This is a genomic window from Myxococcaceae bacterium JPH2, assembly GCA_016458225.1.
In the GTDB taxonomy this organism is placed as follows: domain Bacteria; phylum Myxococcota; class Myxococcia; order Myxococcales; family Myxococcaceae; genus Citreicoccus.
In genome coordinates this window covers 522,922-537,818 of record JAEMGR010000005.1, presented here as the reverse complement: position 1 = coordinate 537,818, position 14,897 = coordinate 522,922, and the positions used below count along the sequence as shown (strand labels likewise).

Genomic DNA, 14,897 nt, shown 5'->3' with positions numbered 1-14,897 from the left:
GCAGTGCCAGCGGTTGCTCCGTCGACCGGGCCCGCTGTCGCGTTGCGCCCGTCACCTTGGTTTCCTAGGCTCGATCCATGACCGCCCGCGTTCTCCGAGCGCAGTGGAGCACGGGCGCTGGAACGAGGACCCGGACCGCTCCGGGACCTGAGGCCGCCACGAGATGATCATCGGGACGGCGGGGCACATCGACCACGGCAAGACGTCGCTGGTGAAGGCCCTCACGGGCATCGACACCGACCGCCTCAAGGAAGAGAAGCGCCGCGGCATCACCCTGGAGCTGGGCTTCGCTCACCTCACGCTGGACGACGGCACGGTCGCCGGTGTGGTGGACGTCCCCGGCCACGAGCGCTTCGTCAAGGCGATGGCCGCGGGCGCGGGCGGCGTGGACCTCGCGGTGCTGGTGGTGGCGTCGGACGAGGGCGTGATGCCCCAGACGCGCGAGCACCTGGACATCTGCCGGCTCCTCGGCGTGCGCGCGGGCGTCATCGCGCTCACCAAGTCCGACCTGTTGCCGGAGCTGGGGCCGGAGTGGCGCGCGCTCGTGGAGGCGGACCTCGCGGCGCTCACCGCGGGCACGTTTCTGGAGGGGGCGCCGGTGGTGCCGGTGTCCTCGAAGACGGGCGAGGGCTTGGACGCGCTGCGGGCATCGCTCACGCGCTCTGTGGCGGGGCTGCCTCGGCGTCCCGCGGAGGGGCCCGCGTTTCTTCCGGTGGACCGAGCCTTCACCATCAAGGGCTTCGGCTCCGTGGTGACGGGCACGCTGCTGTCCGGGACGTTGTCGGTGGAAGACGCCGTGTCGCTATTGCCGGGGATGCCGGGGCCGCTGCGCGTGCGTGGCCTGCAGACCCATGGTCGCGCGGTGCAGGCGGTGGAAGCAGGGCAGCGCGCGGCGGTGAACCTCGCGGGCGTGGAGGCTGACGCGCTTCATCGCGGCATGGTGTTGGTGCGCGCGGGTGAGCTTCCCGAGACGCGCATGTTGGATGTGGAGTTGTCGCTGCTGCCCGCGGCGGAGTCGGCGCTGCCTCGGCGACGCAAGCTGCTGTTGCATCTGGGCACCGCGCAGGTGGAGGCCACCGTGGCGCTGCTGGACCTGGAGGCGCTGGAGCCCGGAGAGACGGCGCTGGCGCAGCTGCGTCTGGATGCGCCCGTGGGTGCGTTGGTGGGCCAGCGCTTCATCCTGCGGGGCGCGCGAGCGCTGCCGGGCCGAGGCGCGACGGTGGCGGGAGGGCGCGTGCTCGCCATCTCACCGCCGCGTCGTCGCAAGGGTGGCGCCGAACTGGTGAAGCCGCTGCTGGACGCGGACCCATCGGGGCTGGTGGCGTGGCTGTTGCGGCAGGCGGGCTATCGAGGGCTCACGCAGACGGAACTCTTCGGCCGCTCGGGGCTGGGGCCGCGTGTCCTGGCTCGCGCGCTGGAGTTGCTCGGGAGCCGCGCCGCGGTGCTGCTGGTGGACCGGGAGCGACGACTCTATGTCTCCGGCGAGGTGTTCGAGGGACTGCGGCAGCGGGCGCTGGCACTGCTGGCCGCATTCCATGAGCGCGAGCCATTGCGCGAGGGGTTGTCGCGAGAGGAGCTGAGGCAGAGGCTGTCCCTGGAGCTGGACGCGCGCATCTTCCAGCGTGTGGTGCAGGCGCTGGTGGATGCGGGCACGGTGGTGGGGGAGAAGGACGTGGTGCGCCTGCAAGGCCGTGGGCGCACGCTGACGTTGGGAGATGAGGCGGCACGGGTGCGGCTCGCCTCGGAGCTGACGGGCTCGGGGCTGGCGCCGCCGACCTTCAATGAGCTGGCGCTGAAGCTCCAGCTCCCCTCGCAGCGTCTGCGCGAGCTCTTGCACGTGATGGTGGCGGAAGGAGGCGTGGTGCAGGTGAGCGACGAGCTGTGCTTCAGCGCGGCGTCCATCGCGGAGCTCCGCGAGCGGCTGGTGGCGCACCTGAGAGAGAATCGGGAGATCTCCACCCAGGCCTTCAAGGAGCTGGTGGGCCAGAGCCGCAAGTTCGTCATCCCCCTGTCCGAATATTTCGATCGGGAGAAGGTGACGCTCCGGGTCGGCGAGAAGCGAGTCCTGCGTCGCGGATGAACTCCCAGCCCTACAGCGAGCAGGCCGTTCGTGGCCTCATCGAGCCCTTCGGCAACCCCATGGTGGTGCTGGACGCGGGGCGCGTGCGTGCCGCCAATGATGCCTACCTGCGCCTGTTGGGCCTGGCGCGCGAGCAGGTGGAAGGGCGCTCCTTCCTCGACTTCGTCCAGCCCGAGGAGCGCAGCCGGGTAGGGGAGCGCTATCGCCGGCTCATGGAGTCCGGCGAGCTGCTCGGAGGCCAGTCGCACTTCTATCTGGTGCCCGGCGTGGACGGGCACTCGCGCGAGGTGGTGCTCAGCGCCACGTCCATCCTGCTGGAGGAGGGGCGGCAGGGCCTGCTCGTCAACTGTCTGGTGTTGCCCGAGCCGCCCATGGAGCTGGCGGTCGCCGAGCGGTTGGTGGAGACCTCCGCCGCGCTGGTGTCCGCGGACTCGGAAGAGGCGGCGCGCCGCATCGCGGTGGAGGGGCTCATCGCCGCGGGCTATCGCGCGCGACTGCTGCGCTGGGACGGCGAGCGCCTGCTGTCTCCGGATGGCCACCCCGCGCCCGCGGACGTGGAGTTCGCGTTGGAGGCGGTGGCGGATGCGCGCCCTGTGTTCGGCGGCGCGGACCGCTCCGAGCCCACGCACGTCTATCTCCCCGTCGGCGGGCAGTTCGCGGACGTGCTGCGGGTCGAGGGGCCTTGGGTCGCGCCTCGTCATGGCTCGGTGCTGACGCTGTTCGCGAAGGTGGTGGGCGCCGCGCTCGCCGATGCGCGCTTGCAGGCGGAGGGCGCGCGCAGTCGGTGGGAAGTGGAGGCCGTGGCGGAGGTGGCGCGCTTCGTCGCGCAGCCGGTGCCTCCCACGCCCGAGGCCTTCCTCGCGCGCGTGGCGGAGTTGCTGCACGCCACCGCCGTCACGCTGCACGTCGTGCCCGAGCCGGGCAGTGCCCTCTCTCTGCTGGCGCACGTGGGGCTCGAGCCCGTGGTGGCGCAGGGCCGCTCGGTGGAGGCGCTGGCGGGAGTGCTGGCGCCCTGGGCCGTCGCGGTCGAAACGGGTGTGCTGTCCCAGGATGCGCACGCTCGCGCGCTGCGGGAGTTCTCGGGAGGGAACCTGGGGAGCGGCGCGGCGGCCCGACTCACCCGGGGCGGCGAGGTGGTGGGCGCGCTCCAGATACTGCGTCCGGCCGAGTGGCCCTTCGATGCGCGTGATGCGCGCCTGTTGTCCACGCTGGCGGAGTTGCTCGTGACGCTGCTCGAACAGCGCCGACTGCGCGCCGAGTCCGCGCGCCAGCTCACCGAGACGCGCCTGCTGTTGGACCTTGCCCGCACGACCTCGGGCGTGCTGGAGACCGCGAGCATCCTGGACGTGGCGGCGGACTTCCTCGTCCACCTGCTCGATGTCTCCAACTGCTTCATCCTGCTCTACGACGAGAAGGCCCGACTGCTGCGCGGCGCCGCCGCGTCGAGCGCGCATCGCGAGTTCTTCCGCTCGGTGGCCATTCCGCTGCATGGCGATGGCCTGGCCTCGCGGGTGGCTCGGGAGCGGCGGCCCATCGCCATCGAGGACGTGGCCACGAGCCGGGGCGGCTACGACACGGAGTTGGTCGAGCGGCTGCATGAGAAAGCGCTGCTGGCCCTGCCGCTGACGTCTCGCGAGGAACTCATTGGCGTGGTGATGCTGGATGACGTGCGCCGCTCGCGTGCCTTCGGGCCTGAGCTCATCGACCTGGCCGAGGCCACGTGCGGACAGCTCGCGCTCTCCATCGCGAACGCGCGCCTGTACGAGTCGCTCTGGGCCAGCTACGCGGAGTTGGCGGCCACGCGCGCGGAGATGGTGAAGCGGGAGCGGCTCGCGGCCTTGGGTGAACTGTCCGCCATCGTGGCCCACGAGGTCCGCAATCCGCTGGGCGTCATCTTCAATGCGGTGGCGTCGCTGCGGCGACTTCTCCAGCCCGAGGGAGACGCGGTCATGCTCCTCGACATCCTGGGGGAGGAGAGCGACCGCCTCAATCGCATCGTGGGCGACCTGCTGGACTACACGCGCCCGCGCGAGCCCGTGCTCCAGCCCGAGGACCTGGGCCGCGTGCTCCAGGACTCGCTGGAGGCAGCGCGTGCGCAGGGCGCGGCGGACCGCCCGGTTCGCATCCAGGCGGAGGTGGAGCCGGAGCTGCCCGCGGTGCCCATGGACCGGCGACTCATCCGGCAGGCGCTGGTGAACGTGGCCGTCAACGCCATGCAGTCCATGCCCCAGGGCGGGCTGCTCCAGGTGCGCGCGCGCCGCGAGGCCCTCGATGGCCGCGAGCAGCTCCGCATCGACGTGGCGGACCAGGGCCCGGGCATTCCCGCCGAGCTGCTCCACCGCGTCTTCGAGCCCTTCTTCACCACCAAGGCCCAAGGCACCGGCCTGGGGCTCGCGGTGGTGAAGCGCATCCTCGAGGAGCATCACGGGGAGATTGCCGTGGAGAGCACCCCCGGCCGTGGTACCACCTTCACTTTCCGGCTGCCGCTGTCGCAGCCCCCGTCCTTCCCATGACCAACGCGAGCACCCAGCTTCCCCGCGGACGCATCCTCGTGGTGGACGACCAGCGCAACATGCGCGCCACCACCGCGCTGCTCCTCCGCGCCGAGGGCTACACCGTCTCCGAAGCGGCCACGGGCGACGAGGCGCTGCGCCTGTTGGCCAGCGGCCCCGTGGACCTCTTGCTGACGGACTTGAAGATGGAGCCCATGGACGGGCTCACGCTCCTGAAGCGCGGGCTGGAGGTCGCCCCCCGGCTCCAGGTCATCATGATGACGGCGTTCGGCTCCATCGAGAGCGCGGTGGAGGCCATGCGCCTGGGGGCCTACGACTACGTCACCAAGCCCTTCAAGGAAGGCGAGCTGCGCTACCGCGTGGAGCGCGCGCTGGAGCGCGCCAAGCTCCAGGCGGCGGTGGACACCTTCGCCAGCGAGTTCAACCAGCGCCACGGCCTGTCCGCGCTCGTGGGCCGCAGCCCCGCCATGCGCGAGCTGACCACGCGCCTGCTGCGTGTCGCGCAGAGCGACGCCACCGTCCTCATCCAGGGAGAGAGCGGCACCGGCAAGGAGCTGGTGGCGCGCGCGCTCCATGCGCACAGCCGGCGCAGCTCGCGTCCCTTCGTGCCGGTGAACTGCGCCGCCATCAGCGAGACGCTGCTGGAGAGCGAGCTGTTCGGCCACGCCAAGGGCGCCTTCACGGGCGCGGTGAAGGCGCGCACGGGCCTCTTCGAGGAGGCCGACGGCGGCACGCTCTTCATCGACGAGGTGACGGAGACGAGCCCCACCTTCCAGTCCAAGCTCTTGCGCACGCTCCAGGACGGCGAGGTGCGCCGAGTCGGTGAGTCCACGGCCCTGCGCGTGGACGTGCGCATCGCCGCCGCCACCAACCGCGACATCGAGCTGGAGGTGCGCGAGAAGCGCTTCCGCCAGGACCTCTACTACCGCCTCAACGTGGTGATGCTGCGCGTGCCGCCCCTGCGCGAGCGCCTGGAGGACGTGCCCGCCCTGGCCGAGCACTTCCTGGAGCGCGCCAACGCCCGGAGCCCCCGCCCGAAGCGGCTGTCCGCGTCGGCGGTGGAGCACCTCATGACGTACGGGTTCCCCGGCAACGTGCGCGAGCTGGAGAACCTCGTGGAGCAGGCCGCCGCGCTCGCCGAGGGGGATGAGCTGCTGCCCGAGGACTTCCCGCTCCGCCCGCAGGGGCGCGTGACGCCGCCGCTCGGACTTCCCGCCCAGGAGGACCGCGCCTCGGGCACTCCCACGGGCCTCTCCCTCGCCGAGGCGGTGGAAGAAGCCGAGCGCCGCGCGATCGCCCAATCCCTGGAGCGCCACGGGGTGGACCTGGCGCGGGTGGCGGACGAGCTGGGCGTCTCCTCCACCACCCTCTGGCGGAAGATGAAGCGGCTCAACCTCCGGCCGCCCTCGGACGTCGCCCGGGACTAGCCCCGAGCCCGCCCCGCCACCTGTCCGAACCCAGTGCAGCAGGGAAATCCACCGGGTTCATCCATGAAAAATGCAACCGCCCGAATCCATTAGGGCTTTTCAAATCTGAAACCCGATTTCAGCTGTGAAATCGGCAGGGGAGGGCGGTCGGAGGTCCCACCTCCTTCAAGTGCTTGAGAAAACTGGAGTTTGCCTCCTCGGCACGCATGGCATGGCGCCTGCTAAAGGAATCGGCGGGACACATCGAAGCGAGGCTGAAAGTGGTTCCCCCCCACCCTTTCAGCACTTCCGGTGCGTCACCTTGAGAAGACCCGCGGCCCGACACCCTTTTGGGGTGCCGGGCCGCCTTCTTTTTCCCTTCCTGCCACAAGCGCCGTGTCCTGGCATGTCGGCCCGTCGCTCTCACGCGCCTACGTGTCGGGTGGAGTGCTGACGTCGCCCCTGAAATGACAACGCCCGCCCAGGCACGAGGCCGGGCGGGCGGGGGGGATGCCGAAGTGTCCGAGGGCTACTGGCCGAACAGGGTGCCCGCGTGGGCGAGCCACTCGCTGACGCGGCCGGGGATGATGCCCAGCAGCACCACGGCGACGGTGGAGATGACGAGCGCCACCTCCGTGCCCCAGTTGCGCTCCAGCGCCTGGGCGCCCTCGGGGACCGGCCGCATGAACATGTAAACGACCACGCGCAGGTAGTAGTAGACGCCCGCCGCGCTGGAGAGCACCGCGACGATGGTGAGGCCCACGAGGCCCACGTCGATGGCGGACTGGAAGATGAGCAGCTTGCTCATGAATCCGATGGTGGGCGGAATGCCGCCCAGCGACAGCATGAACGCAGTCATGGCGAACGCCCAACCCGGACGGCGCTGCGCCAGGCCGCTGAAGCGCTCCAGGTCCCACGCGGTGCCCTTGTCCTCGTCCTCGCGGCGCTCCAGCGCGGACACGAGGGCGAAGGCGCCCACCGCGCTGAAGGTGTAGGCCAGGAGGTAGTACAGGATGCCGCGCAGCGCGTCCGAGCGCGCCACGTCCAGCGGCGTGCCGCCCGTCAGCGCCGAGGCGCCCAGGATGCGGAAGTGCTCGCCCGGCGCGGTGACGAACAGCGCCGCCACGCCCAGGAGCAGGTAGCCCGCGTGCGCGATGGACGAGTACGCCAGCATGCGCTTCACGTTGCGCTGGGGGATGGCGAGCAGGTTGCCCACCACCATGGTCAGCAGCGCCAGCGTGGAGAACAGCGCCAGCGGCATGTGCGGATCCATCCCCTTGCCCACGGTGAGGAACACGCGAACCATGGCCGCGAAGGCCGCCGCCTTGACGCCCGCGCTCATCAGCGCCGTCACAGGCGTCGGCGCGCCCTCGTAGACGTCTGGCGTCCACATGTGGAAGGGGACCGCCGCCACCTTGAAGGCGAAGCCCGCGGCCACCAGGATGGCGCCGGTGTAGACGAGCGCCGGAGAGGTGGCGAGCGCCTGCGACAGCGGCCCGGCCATGTCCGCCAGCTTCGTGGTGCCCGTGGCGCCGTACAGCAGCGCCGTGCCGTACAGCAGCACCGCGGACGAGAACGCGCCGAGGATGAAGTACTTGAAGCCCGCCTCGCTGGGCCGCGTCCCGCGCCGCAGGTACGCCGTCAGCGCGTACGTCGCGACGGAGAGGACCTCGAGGTTGACGAAGAGGGTGATGAACTCGGCGGACATCGCCAGCAGGCTCATGCCCGCCGAGGCGAAGAGCATCAGCGCGTAGAACTCACCGCGCTCCGCCCCGCGCTTGCGCAGGAAGCCCACCGACGCGAGCGCGGCCAGCGCCAGGCCCACGCAGACCACCAGCGTGAGGAAGCTGGAGAAGGGGTCCAGCACGCCGTAGCCGAGGAACACCTCGTGCGGCGGCTCGAACATGAGCCCCAGGGCCGTCAGGCCGGCCGCCACCGCCGTGGCCACGGTGAGCACCGCCTGGTACCCGCGGGACGCCGAGGAGGAGAGGAACACCTCCGACAGCAACAGGATGGAGGCGCCCACCACCATGATGAGGGCGGGTAGCAGCGGGAGGAAGTCTGCCAGGGTGATGTTGGGCAGGGTCATGGGAGTCTCTTGGGCCTACGGCCGGGGCGTGGGAGCCGCGGCGCGGGCGGCGTGCGGCACATGCGCGGAGGGCGCGGCCGCGGTGGCGGAAGGGGGCAGGGCCATCGCCTCGACGCGCAGCTGGTCGTCCTTCACCTGCGCCCCGGGAGCGCCCACGCTGGCGCGCGCCACGAACCGGTCGGTGGACGGAGCAATGCGGTCCAGGAAGGGCTGCGGCATCAGGCCCATCACCGGCACCAGGATGATGAAGGGCAGCACGGTGAGCACCTCGCGCAGGTTCATGTCGCGCAGGTGCTGGTTCTCGCGGTGGGTGAGGGCGCCGAAGAACACCTTCTGCACCATCCACAGCATGTAGGCCGCGCCCAGGATGACGCCCAGCGTGGCGAACGCGCCGAAGCCCATGCTCAGGCTGCTCTTGAAGGTGCCCAGCAGCACCAGGAACTCACCGATGAAGCCGTTGGTCCCCGGCACCGCGATGGACGAGAACGTGATGACGATGAACGCCACCGTGAACACCGGCATCACCTTGGCGATGCCGCCGAAGTCCGACATCAGGCGCGAGTGGCGGCGCTCATAGAGGAAGCCGAACAGGAGGAACAGCGCGCCCGTGGACACGCCGTGGTTCAGCATCTGGTACGCGCTGCCCGTGGCGCCCTCGGCCGTCACCGCGAGCATGCCCAGCATGCAGTAGCCCAGGTGGCTCACGGACGAGTAGGCGATGAGCTTCTTGATGTCCCGCTGCGCCAGGCACATCAGCGCGCCGTACACGATGCCGATGACGGCCAGCGTGGCCAGGAACGGCCGGGCCTGCTGCGCGGCCACCGGGAAGAACGGGATGGCGAAGCGCCAGAAGCCGTACGTGCCCATCTTCAGCATGACGCCGGCCAGGATCATGGAGCCCGCGACGGGCGCCTGGACGTGCGCGTCCGGCAGCCACGTGTGCACCGGCCACATCGGGACCTTGATGGCGAACGCCAGCGCGAAGGCGCCGAACATCCACGGCCCCCAGGTGTGCAGCAGCTTCGCCAGTCCGGTGAGTGACGCGCACGCGCCTTCAGGTCCGTTCACGCACGCGGCCAGCGAGCGGTTGGCGGACAGGAGGTTGTTGTACATCGTCGCGTAGTCGAACGAGCGCGCTCCCGGCGGGGCGCTGATGAAGTACAGCGACACGATGGCCACCAGCATCAGCAGCGAGCCGACCAGCGTGTAGAGGAAGAACTTCACCGCCGCCATCTGGCGGTCCTCGGCGCCCCACACGCCCACCAGCAGGTACATGGGGACGAGCATGGCCTCGAAGAAGATGTAGAAGAGCAGGACGTCCATCGACGCCAGCGCGCCCAGCATCGTCGTCTGGAGCACCAGCAGCGCCAGGTGGAACTCCTTGATGCGGTGCGAGATGTACGTGGTCGACGCCAGGACGACCAACGGTCCCAGGAAGACGGTGAGCATCAGCAGGCTGGCCGCCAGACCATCCACGCCCAGGTGGTAGCTCGTCCCGAAGTGCTCGAACCACGGCACCCGGAACTCCATCTGGAACTCGGGGCCGCCTGGCTCGTAGCGCAGGTACGCCCACGCGCCGAACACGAGGTCCAGCAGCATGCCCACGAGGGTGACGGCGCGAATCTGCCCCGGCTCGCTCGCGGGCAGCATCAGCACCAGCGCCGCGAACACGAGCGGCAGGTAGATGACGACGTTCAGCAGGTGGGTGTCGAAGAAGCTCATTGCAGCACCTGGATGAGCGCGTAGGCCACACCGCCCAGAAGGGCGACGGCCATGACCGCGGCATAGGCCTGGGCATCGCCCGACTGGAGGTAGCGCAGCGCGCTGCCCACGCGGGCCGTCACCCACGCCGTGCCACGCACGAACACGGTGTCGATGACGAGGGAATCCACCACCCGGAAGAGGATGAAGCTCAGGAACTTGATGGGGCGGATGAGGATGAACTCGTACAGCTCATCCACGTAGAACTTGTTGTGCGCCACCCGGCGGACCGCCCGAGCGAAGGCGCCCACGGGCTGACCCGCGCGCTTCGGGAAGAAGCTCAGGTAGAAGTACGCCGCGAGCCCGCCGCCGCTGATGGCCACCAGCCACGCGGTGAGGTACGCGAAGAAGCTCGGCGTCGAGTTGTCCAGCTCCACCGTCTCCGCGAGCTTGGCGACGCTCTCGGCCGGACGGAGGACCGGGCTGAGGAAGTTCTCGAACACCGGCTGCATTCCGCCACCGGCGCGGGGCATCAGCGGGAAGGCGTAGACGGCCGCTGCCACGCTCAGCACCGCGAGCACCACGAGCGGCAGCGTCATGTGCCACGCGCTCTCGTGAGCGTGCGCCACGCGGGCCTCGCTGGAGCGCTTGCCCTCGAAGGTCAGCAGGTACACGCGCGACATGTAGAACGCGGTGCACGCGGTGATGACCAGGCCCAGCGCGTAGACCACCTCCGACACCCAGTGCAGGCCGTGCAGGTGGTTGTGCTCCACGCCGTGGAAGATGGCGTCCTTCGAGAAGAAGCCGGACAGGGGGATGATGCCGGTGATGGCGAACGTGGCCACCAGGAAGGTGCCCCACGTCCACTTCATCTCGTGGCGCAGGCCGCCCAGCTTCTTGATGTCCGTCTCATCGCCGTTGCCGTGCATCACGCTGCCGGCGCCGAGGAAGAGGCAGGCCTTGAAGAAGGCGTGGGTGACCAGGTGCAGCGCGGCCGCCCAGAAGATGCCCATGCCCACGCCCATGAACATGATGCCCAGCTGGGACACCGTGGAGTAGGCGAGGACCTTCTTGATGTCGTCCTGCGCGAAGGCGATCAGCGCCGCGAGCAGCGAGGTCAGCGCGCCCACGATGGCGATGGTCGCCATGGCGGTGGGGCTGAGCACGAGCAGCGAGCTCATGCGGCAGAACAGGTACACGCCCGCGGTGACCATCGTCGCGGCGTGGATGAGGGCGGAGACCGGCGTCGGGCCGGCCATGGCGTCCGGCAGCCAGACGTACAGCGGCAGCTGCGCGCTCTTGCCGGCGGCGCCGAGCAGGAACAGCAGCATGGCCACCGTCATCACACCGCCAAAGGTGCGACCCTCCAGCGGACCGGACTCGATGGGCGTCTCCAGCGAGACCTTGCCACCGGTGCCCTCGGGCAGGCCCTGGGCCATCTTCTCCAGGCCCTTGAAGTTGACCGGCCCGCGCTCGGACATCGCCTGCTCGTAGCGCTCGCGGCTGGTGCCCGCGGCGTTGAAGTCGCGCGGATCCGCCTGCCGGTTGAACGCGCCCACCAGGAGGACGATGAGGAACGTGCCGATGAGGAACGCGAAGTCGCCGATGCGGTTGGTGACGAACGCCTTGCGGCCCGCCCACGCCTTGGCCGAGTCCGTGTACCAGAAGCCGATCAGCAGGTAGCTGGCCATGCCCACGCCCTCCCAGCCCACGAAGAGCAGGACGAGGTTGTCGGCCATCACCAGCGTGAGCATCGCGGCGACGAAGAGGTTCAGGTACGCGAAGTAGCGCGCGTAGCCCTCGTCGTGCTCCATGTAGCTCGTGGAGTACAGGTGGATGAGGAAGCCCACGCCGGTGATGACCAGCAGCAGGGTCCCGGACAGGTGGTCCACCAAGAGACCGAAGTTGACCCGGAAGTCGCCCGCGGCGAACCAGGTGCCGTAGTCGTGCGCCAGGGCGTAGCGAACCACGTCCCGCTCGAGGCCGAACGGGTTGGGGAAGTTCACCACCCGGCCGCCGGCCGAGTCGCTGGTGGCCCAGAACGTGAGCACGCTCAGCACGAACGCGCCCGCCACCGCCGAGCAGGCGATGAGGTTCACGTTGGCGCGGCCCAACATCCGGCCGAACACGCCGCACACGAAGGCGCCCAAGAGCGGCAGCGCGATGATCAACCACAGGGACGGCGCGAGCACATCCGGGGGGATGGGGGCCGTTCTGAAGAAATCGATGATTCCGTCCATGGATGGGCTCAGGGAAAGACGGGGCTCAGTGCTTCATCGTCCGGATGTCGTCGACGTTGACGGTCCCGCGGCTGCGGAACACCGCGATGACGATGGCCAGACCGATGGCTGCCTCCGCCGCCGCCACCGCGATGACGAAGAAGGCGGACACATGGCCGATGCCGTCGCCGTGCATGCGGGCGAAGGCCAGGAAGGTGAGGTTCGCCGCGTTGAGCATCAGCTCCACGCACATGAAGACGACCAGCGCGTTGGTGCGCACCAGCACGCCAAACATGCCCATGCAGAACAGCGCGGCGGCAAGCAGGAGGTAGTAGGTGATGGGGACCATGGCCTGGGCTCGGCTTTCGGGCGGGCGGGGCGTGGCAGACACGCCCGCGCCCATCTAGCAGAAGTTGTTCGGGGGCGGGATCAGATCCGCGACTTGGCCACCACCACCGCGCCCACCATCGCCACCAGGAGCAGCAAGCTCACCGCCTCGAAGGGCAGCAGCCACTGGGTGAAGATGCTCTGGCCGATGGACGCCATGGTGCCGAACGTGGCCTGGGCCTGGGGGCCAAGGTTGGCCGCCTGTGCCGGCACCCGGCTCAGGGTGATGCCGAGCACGCCCAGGAGGCCCACCGCGGAGGCGCCTCCCAGGATGCGGCTCAGCGTGGGCTTGCCGCGGTGCGCCGACTCGCCCAGGTTCAGCAGCATGATGACGAACAGGAAGAGCACCATGATGGCGCCGGCGTAGACCAGCACCTGCACCACGGCCACCGTGTGCGCCCAGAGCAGCACGTAGATGCCGGCCAGGAAGAAGAACGTGGAGACCAGGGCCATGGCGGAGTTGATGGGGCTCCGCGCGAGGATGACCAGGCCGGCTGACAGCAGCGTCAGGAGCGCGAACGCCCCGAAGAGGACAAGCTCGACGTTCACGACCAGTCTCCGTAGGAACCCCACGGCTTGTCACCGAAGGGGCAGCACTTCTCGCGGATGTGCGCCTCGAACTCGTCCCGGAACCGCATGAGGAACGAGTGCGTGGGCAGCGCCGCGGCGTCGCCCAGTGCACAGATGGTGTTGCCCAGGCCGATGGGCGGGTAGGGCGCGATGGACGCCGCGACATTGGACAGCATGTCGATGTCGCCCGGCTCGCCGCGGCCCTCTTCAATCTTGCGCAAGAGCCGCGTCTGCCAGGGCGTGCCCTCGCGGCACGGCGTGCACTGGCCGCACGACTCTTCGGCGTAGAAGCGGGCCACGCGCCACAGGCTGCGCACCATGCAGGTCGCGTCATCCATGACGATGACGCCGCCGGAGCCGGCCATGGTCTGCTTCACCTTCAGGGCCTCGAACTCCACCGCCACGTCCAGCTCGTCCGCGCCCAGCACCGGCGCCGAGGAGCCGCCCGGGATGACAGCCTTCACCTTGCGGCCCTTGGGCATGCCCTGGCCGTACTTGTCGTCGTGGATGAGCTCCAGCAGCGTGGTCTGCATGGGCAGCTCGTACACGCCCGGACGGTTGACGGAGCCGGACAGGCACACCAGGTGCGTTCCGCCCGACTTCTCCGTGCCCAGCTTCGCGTACCAGTCCGCGCCCTTGGCGAGGATCGACGGCACGCTGGCCAGCGTCTCCACGTTGTTCACCACCGTGGGGCAGCCGAACAGACCGACCACCGCGGGGAACGGCGGCTTGAGGCGGGGCCAGCCCTTCTTGCCCTCGAGGCTCTCCAGGAGCGCCGTCTCCTCGCCGCAGATGTACGCGCCCGCGCCACGCACCAGGTAGCAGTTGAGCTCGAAGTCCTTGCCCAGCATCTTCTTGCCGAAGATGCCGGCCTTGTAGGCCTCGTCGATGGCGGCCTGGGTGCGCTCCGCCTGGAACTTGAACTCGCCGCGCAGGTAGACGTAGGCGGTGTGCACGCCCAGCGCGTAGGACGCGATGGCGATGCCCTCGAGCATCATGTGCGGGTCGTTCTCGAGGATGTACCGGTCCTTGAAGGTCCCGGGCTCGGACTCGTCGCCGTTGACCGCGAGGTACTTGGGCTTGGGGCTGTCCTTGGGGACGAAGCTCCACTTGAGGCCCGTGGGGAAGCCCGCGCCGCCGCGTCCGCGGAGGTTGGACTTCTTCACCTCGTCGATGATGGCCGCCGGGGCCATCTCCAGGGCCTTCTTCAGCCCGTCGTAGCCACCGCGCTGACGGTAGCTGTCCAGGGTCCAGGACTGGGGCTTGCCCCAGGCCGCTGAGATGACCGGTTCGATCGCCTTTGCCGTAGAGGCCATGATGAACGTCCTAGGAAGAGGTGAGGATCAGTGACTCAGGGGAGCTTCGCCAGGATGGCGTCCAGCTTCGCCTTGGTCAGGCTCTCGTGGTGATCCTCATTGATCTGCAGGCACGGAGCCGTGCCACACGAGGCAAGGCACTCGGTCTCGCGCAAGGTGAACTTCTCGTTCGCCTCGCCCGCCTTGAGCCCGAGCTTGTCCTCGAGGTACGCGAGCATCTTCTCCGCGCCCCAGAGGGAGCAGGAGAGGTTGGTGCACACGTCGATGACGTACTTGCCCGGCTTCTTCAGGTGGTACATCACGTAGAAGCTGGCGACCTCGTAGGCGCGCTCCGGCGTGACCTCCAGCTGCTTCGCCACCAGACGCAAGCCGTCCTGCGGGAGCCAACCCTTGAGCTCCTGGAGCAGGCGCAGCGCGGGCAGCATGCCGGCGCTTTTGCGCTCGGGGGGATAGTGCGAAAGGATCTCCGCGATCCCCGCGTCGAACTTCTTCTGCTCTTCAGGAGTGAACAGGGGCTCCGCCATGGCGGGGCGTACGTATGGCCCCGATGGCCGCGTTGTCAACATAAACCCTCGGCTGTAGACTGGGTCGCCATCAGCAAATTGCCGAGCGATTT

Annotated in this window: 10 protein-coding genes; 3 read left to right on the top strand and 7 right to left on the bottom strand. The window is 69.3% G+C overall.

Translation table 11 applies throughout. The annotated features are described in order from the left end of the window. Nucleotides 1-163: 163 nt before the first annotated feature. Genes selB through JGU66_11115 form a run of 3 tightly spaced genes read left to right on the top strand, consistent with a single transcriptional unit; the run spans nt 164 to nt 6,020 of the window. Nucleotides 164-2,080: a selenocysteine-specific translation elongation factor gene (gene selB / locus JGU66_11125; GenBank protein ID MBJ6761317.1), complete on the top strand. Its 1,917-nt coding sequence runs from the start codon at nt 164-166 to the stop codon at nt 2,078-2,080. Continuing rightward, nucleotides 2,077-4,593 (top strand): GAF domain-containing protein, encoded by a 2,517-nt coding sequence (locus JGU66_11120; GenBank protein MBJ6761316.1) that lies wholly within the window; start codon nt 2,077-2,079, stop codon nt 4,591-4,593. Before selB ends, JGU66_11120 begins: the two co-directional genes overlap by 4 nt. Beyond that, a complete protein-coding gene (locus JGU66_11115) occupies nt 4,590-6,020 on the top strand; it encodes a sigma-54-dependent Fis family transcriptional regulator (GenBank protein ID MBJ6761315.1) in 1,431 nt (476 codons plus the stop codon). Before JGU66_11120 ends, JGU66_11115 begins: the two co-directional genes overlap by 4 nt. Nucleotides 6,021-6,528: 508 nt before the next feature. Here the strand turns inward: JGU66_11115 and JGU66_11110 are convergent. The 7 genes from JGU66_11110 to JGU66_11080 all read right to left on the bottom strand — a co-directional run bounded on the left by JGU66_11110 (nt 6,529) and on the right by JGU66_11080 (nt 14,805). After that, nucleotides 6,529-8,088 carry an NADH-quinone oxidoreductase subunit N gene (locus JGU66_11110; GenBank protein MBJ6761314.1) on the bottom strand — a complete coding sequence of 520 codons (1,560 nt, stop codon included), beginning with the start codon at nt 8,086-8,088 and terminating at the stop codon, nt 6,529-6,531. 15 nt (nt 8,089-8,103) lie between these two features. Beyond that, a complete protein-coding gene (locus tag JGU66_11105; protein MBJ6761313.1) occupies nt 8,104-9,810 on the bottom strand; it encodes an NADH-quinone oxidoreductase subunit M in 1,707 nt (568 codons plus the stop codon). Further along, complete coding sequence (gene nuoL / locus JGU66_11100; protein ID MBJ6761312.1) at nt 9,807-12,029, bottom strand: NADH-quinone oxidoreductase subunit L; 2,223 nt, start codon at nt 12,027-12,029, stop codon at nt 9,807-9,809. Before nuoL ends, JGU66_11105 begins: the two co-directional genes overlap by 4 nt. Before the next feature lie 25 nt (nt 12,030-12,054). Continuing rightward, nucleotides 12,055-12,357 carry an NADH-quinone oxidoreductase subunit NuoK gene (gene nuoK, locus JGU66_11095; protein MBJ6761311.1) on the bottom strand — a complete coding sequence of 101 codons (303 nt, stop codon included), beginning with the start codon at nt 12,355-12,357 and terminating at the stop codon, nt 12,055-12,057. An 80-nt stretch (nt 12,358-12,437) separates the two neighbouring features. Further along, a complete protein-coding gene (locus tag JGU66_11090; GenBank protein ID MBJ6761310.1) occupies nt 12,438-12,944 on the bottom strand; it encodes an NADH-quinone oxidoreductase subunit J in 507 nt (168 codons plus the stop codon). Then, on the bottom strand, nt 12,941-14,281 hold the full coding sequence (gene nuoF / locus JGU66_11085) for an NADH-quinone oxidoreductase subunit NuoF (protein MBJ6761309.1): 1,341 nt from the start codon (nt 14,279-14,281) through the stop codon (nt 12,941-12,943). The genes JGU66_11090 and nuoF overlap by 4 nt, the downstream gene beginning before the upstream one ends. 35 nt (nt 14,282-14,316) lie before the next feature. Continuing rightward, on the bottom strand, nt 14,317-14,805 hold the full coding sequence (locus JGU66_11080) for an NAD(P)H-dependent oxidoreductase subunit E (GenBank protein ID MBJ6761308.1): 489 nt from the start codon (nt 14,803-14,805) through the stop codon (nt 14,317-14,319). Between the last annotated feature and the right edge of the window lie 92 nt (nt 14,806-14,897).

Coding starts and splice junctions, on each gene's coding strand:
- JGU66_11115 (MBJ6761315.1), top strand. CDS start 4,590: ATGACCAACGCGAGCACCCAGCTTCCCCGCGGACGCATCCTCGTGGTG.
- JGU66_11105 (MBJ6761313.1), bottom strand. CDS start 9,810: ATGAGCTTCTTCGACACCCACCTGCTGAACGTCGTCATCTACCTGCCG.
- nuoL (MBJ6761312.1), bottom strand. CDS start 12,029: ATGGACGGAATCATCGATTTCTTCAGAACGGCCCCCATCCCCCCGGAT.
- nuoK (MBJ6761311.1), bottom strand. CDS start 12,357: ATGGTCCCCATCACCTACTACCTCCTGCTTGCCGCCGCGCTGTTCTGC.
- nuoF (MBJ6761309.1), bottom strand. CDS start 14,281: ATGGCCTCTACGGCAAAGGCGATCGAACCGGTCATCTCAGCGGCCTGG.
- JGU66_11110 (MBJ6761314.1), bottom strand. CDS start 8,088: ATGACCCTGCCCAACATCACCCTGGCAGACTTCCTCCCGCTGCTACCC.
- selB (MBJ6761317.1), top strand. CDS start 164: ATGATCATCGGGACGGCGGGGCACATCGACCACGGCAAGACGTCGCTG.
- JGU66_11080 (MBJ6761308.1), bottom strand. CDS start 14,805: ATGGCGGAGCCCCTGTTCACTCCTGAAGAGCAGAAGAAGTTCGACGCG.
- JGU66_11120 (MBJ6761316.1), top strand. CDS start 2,077: ATGAACTCCCAGCCCTACAGCGAGCAGGCCGTTCGTGGCCTCATCGAG.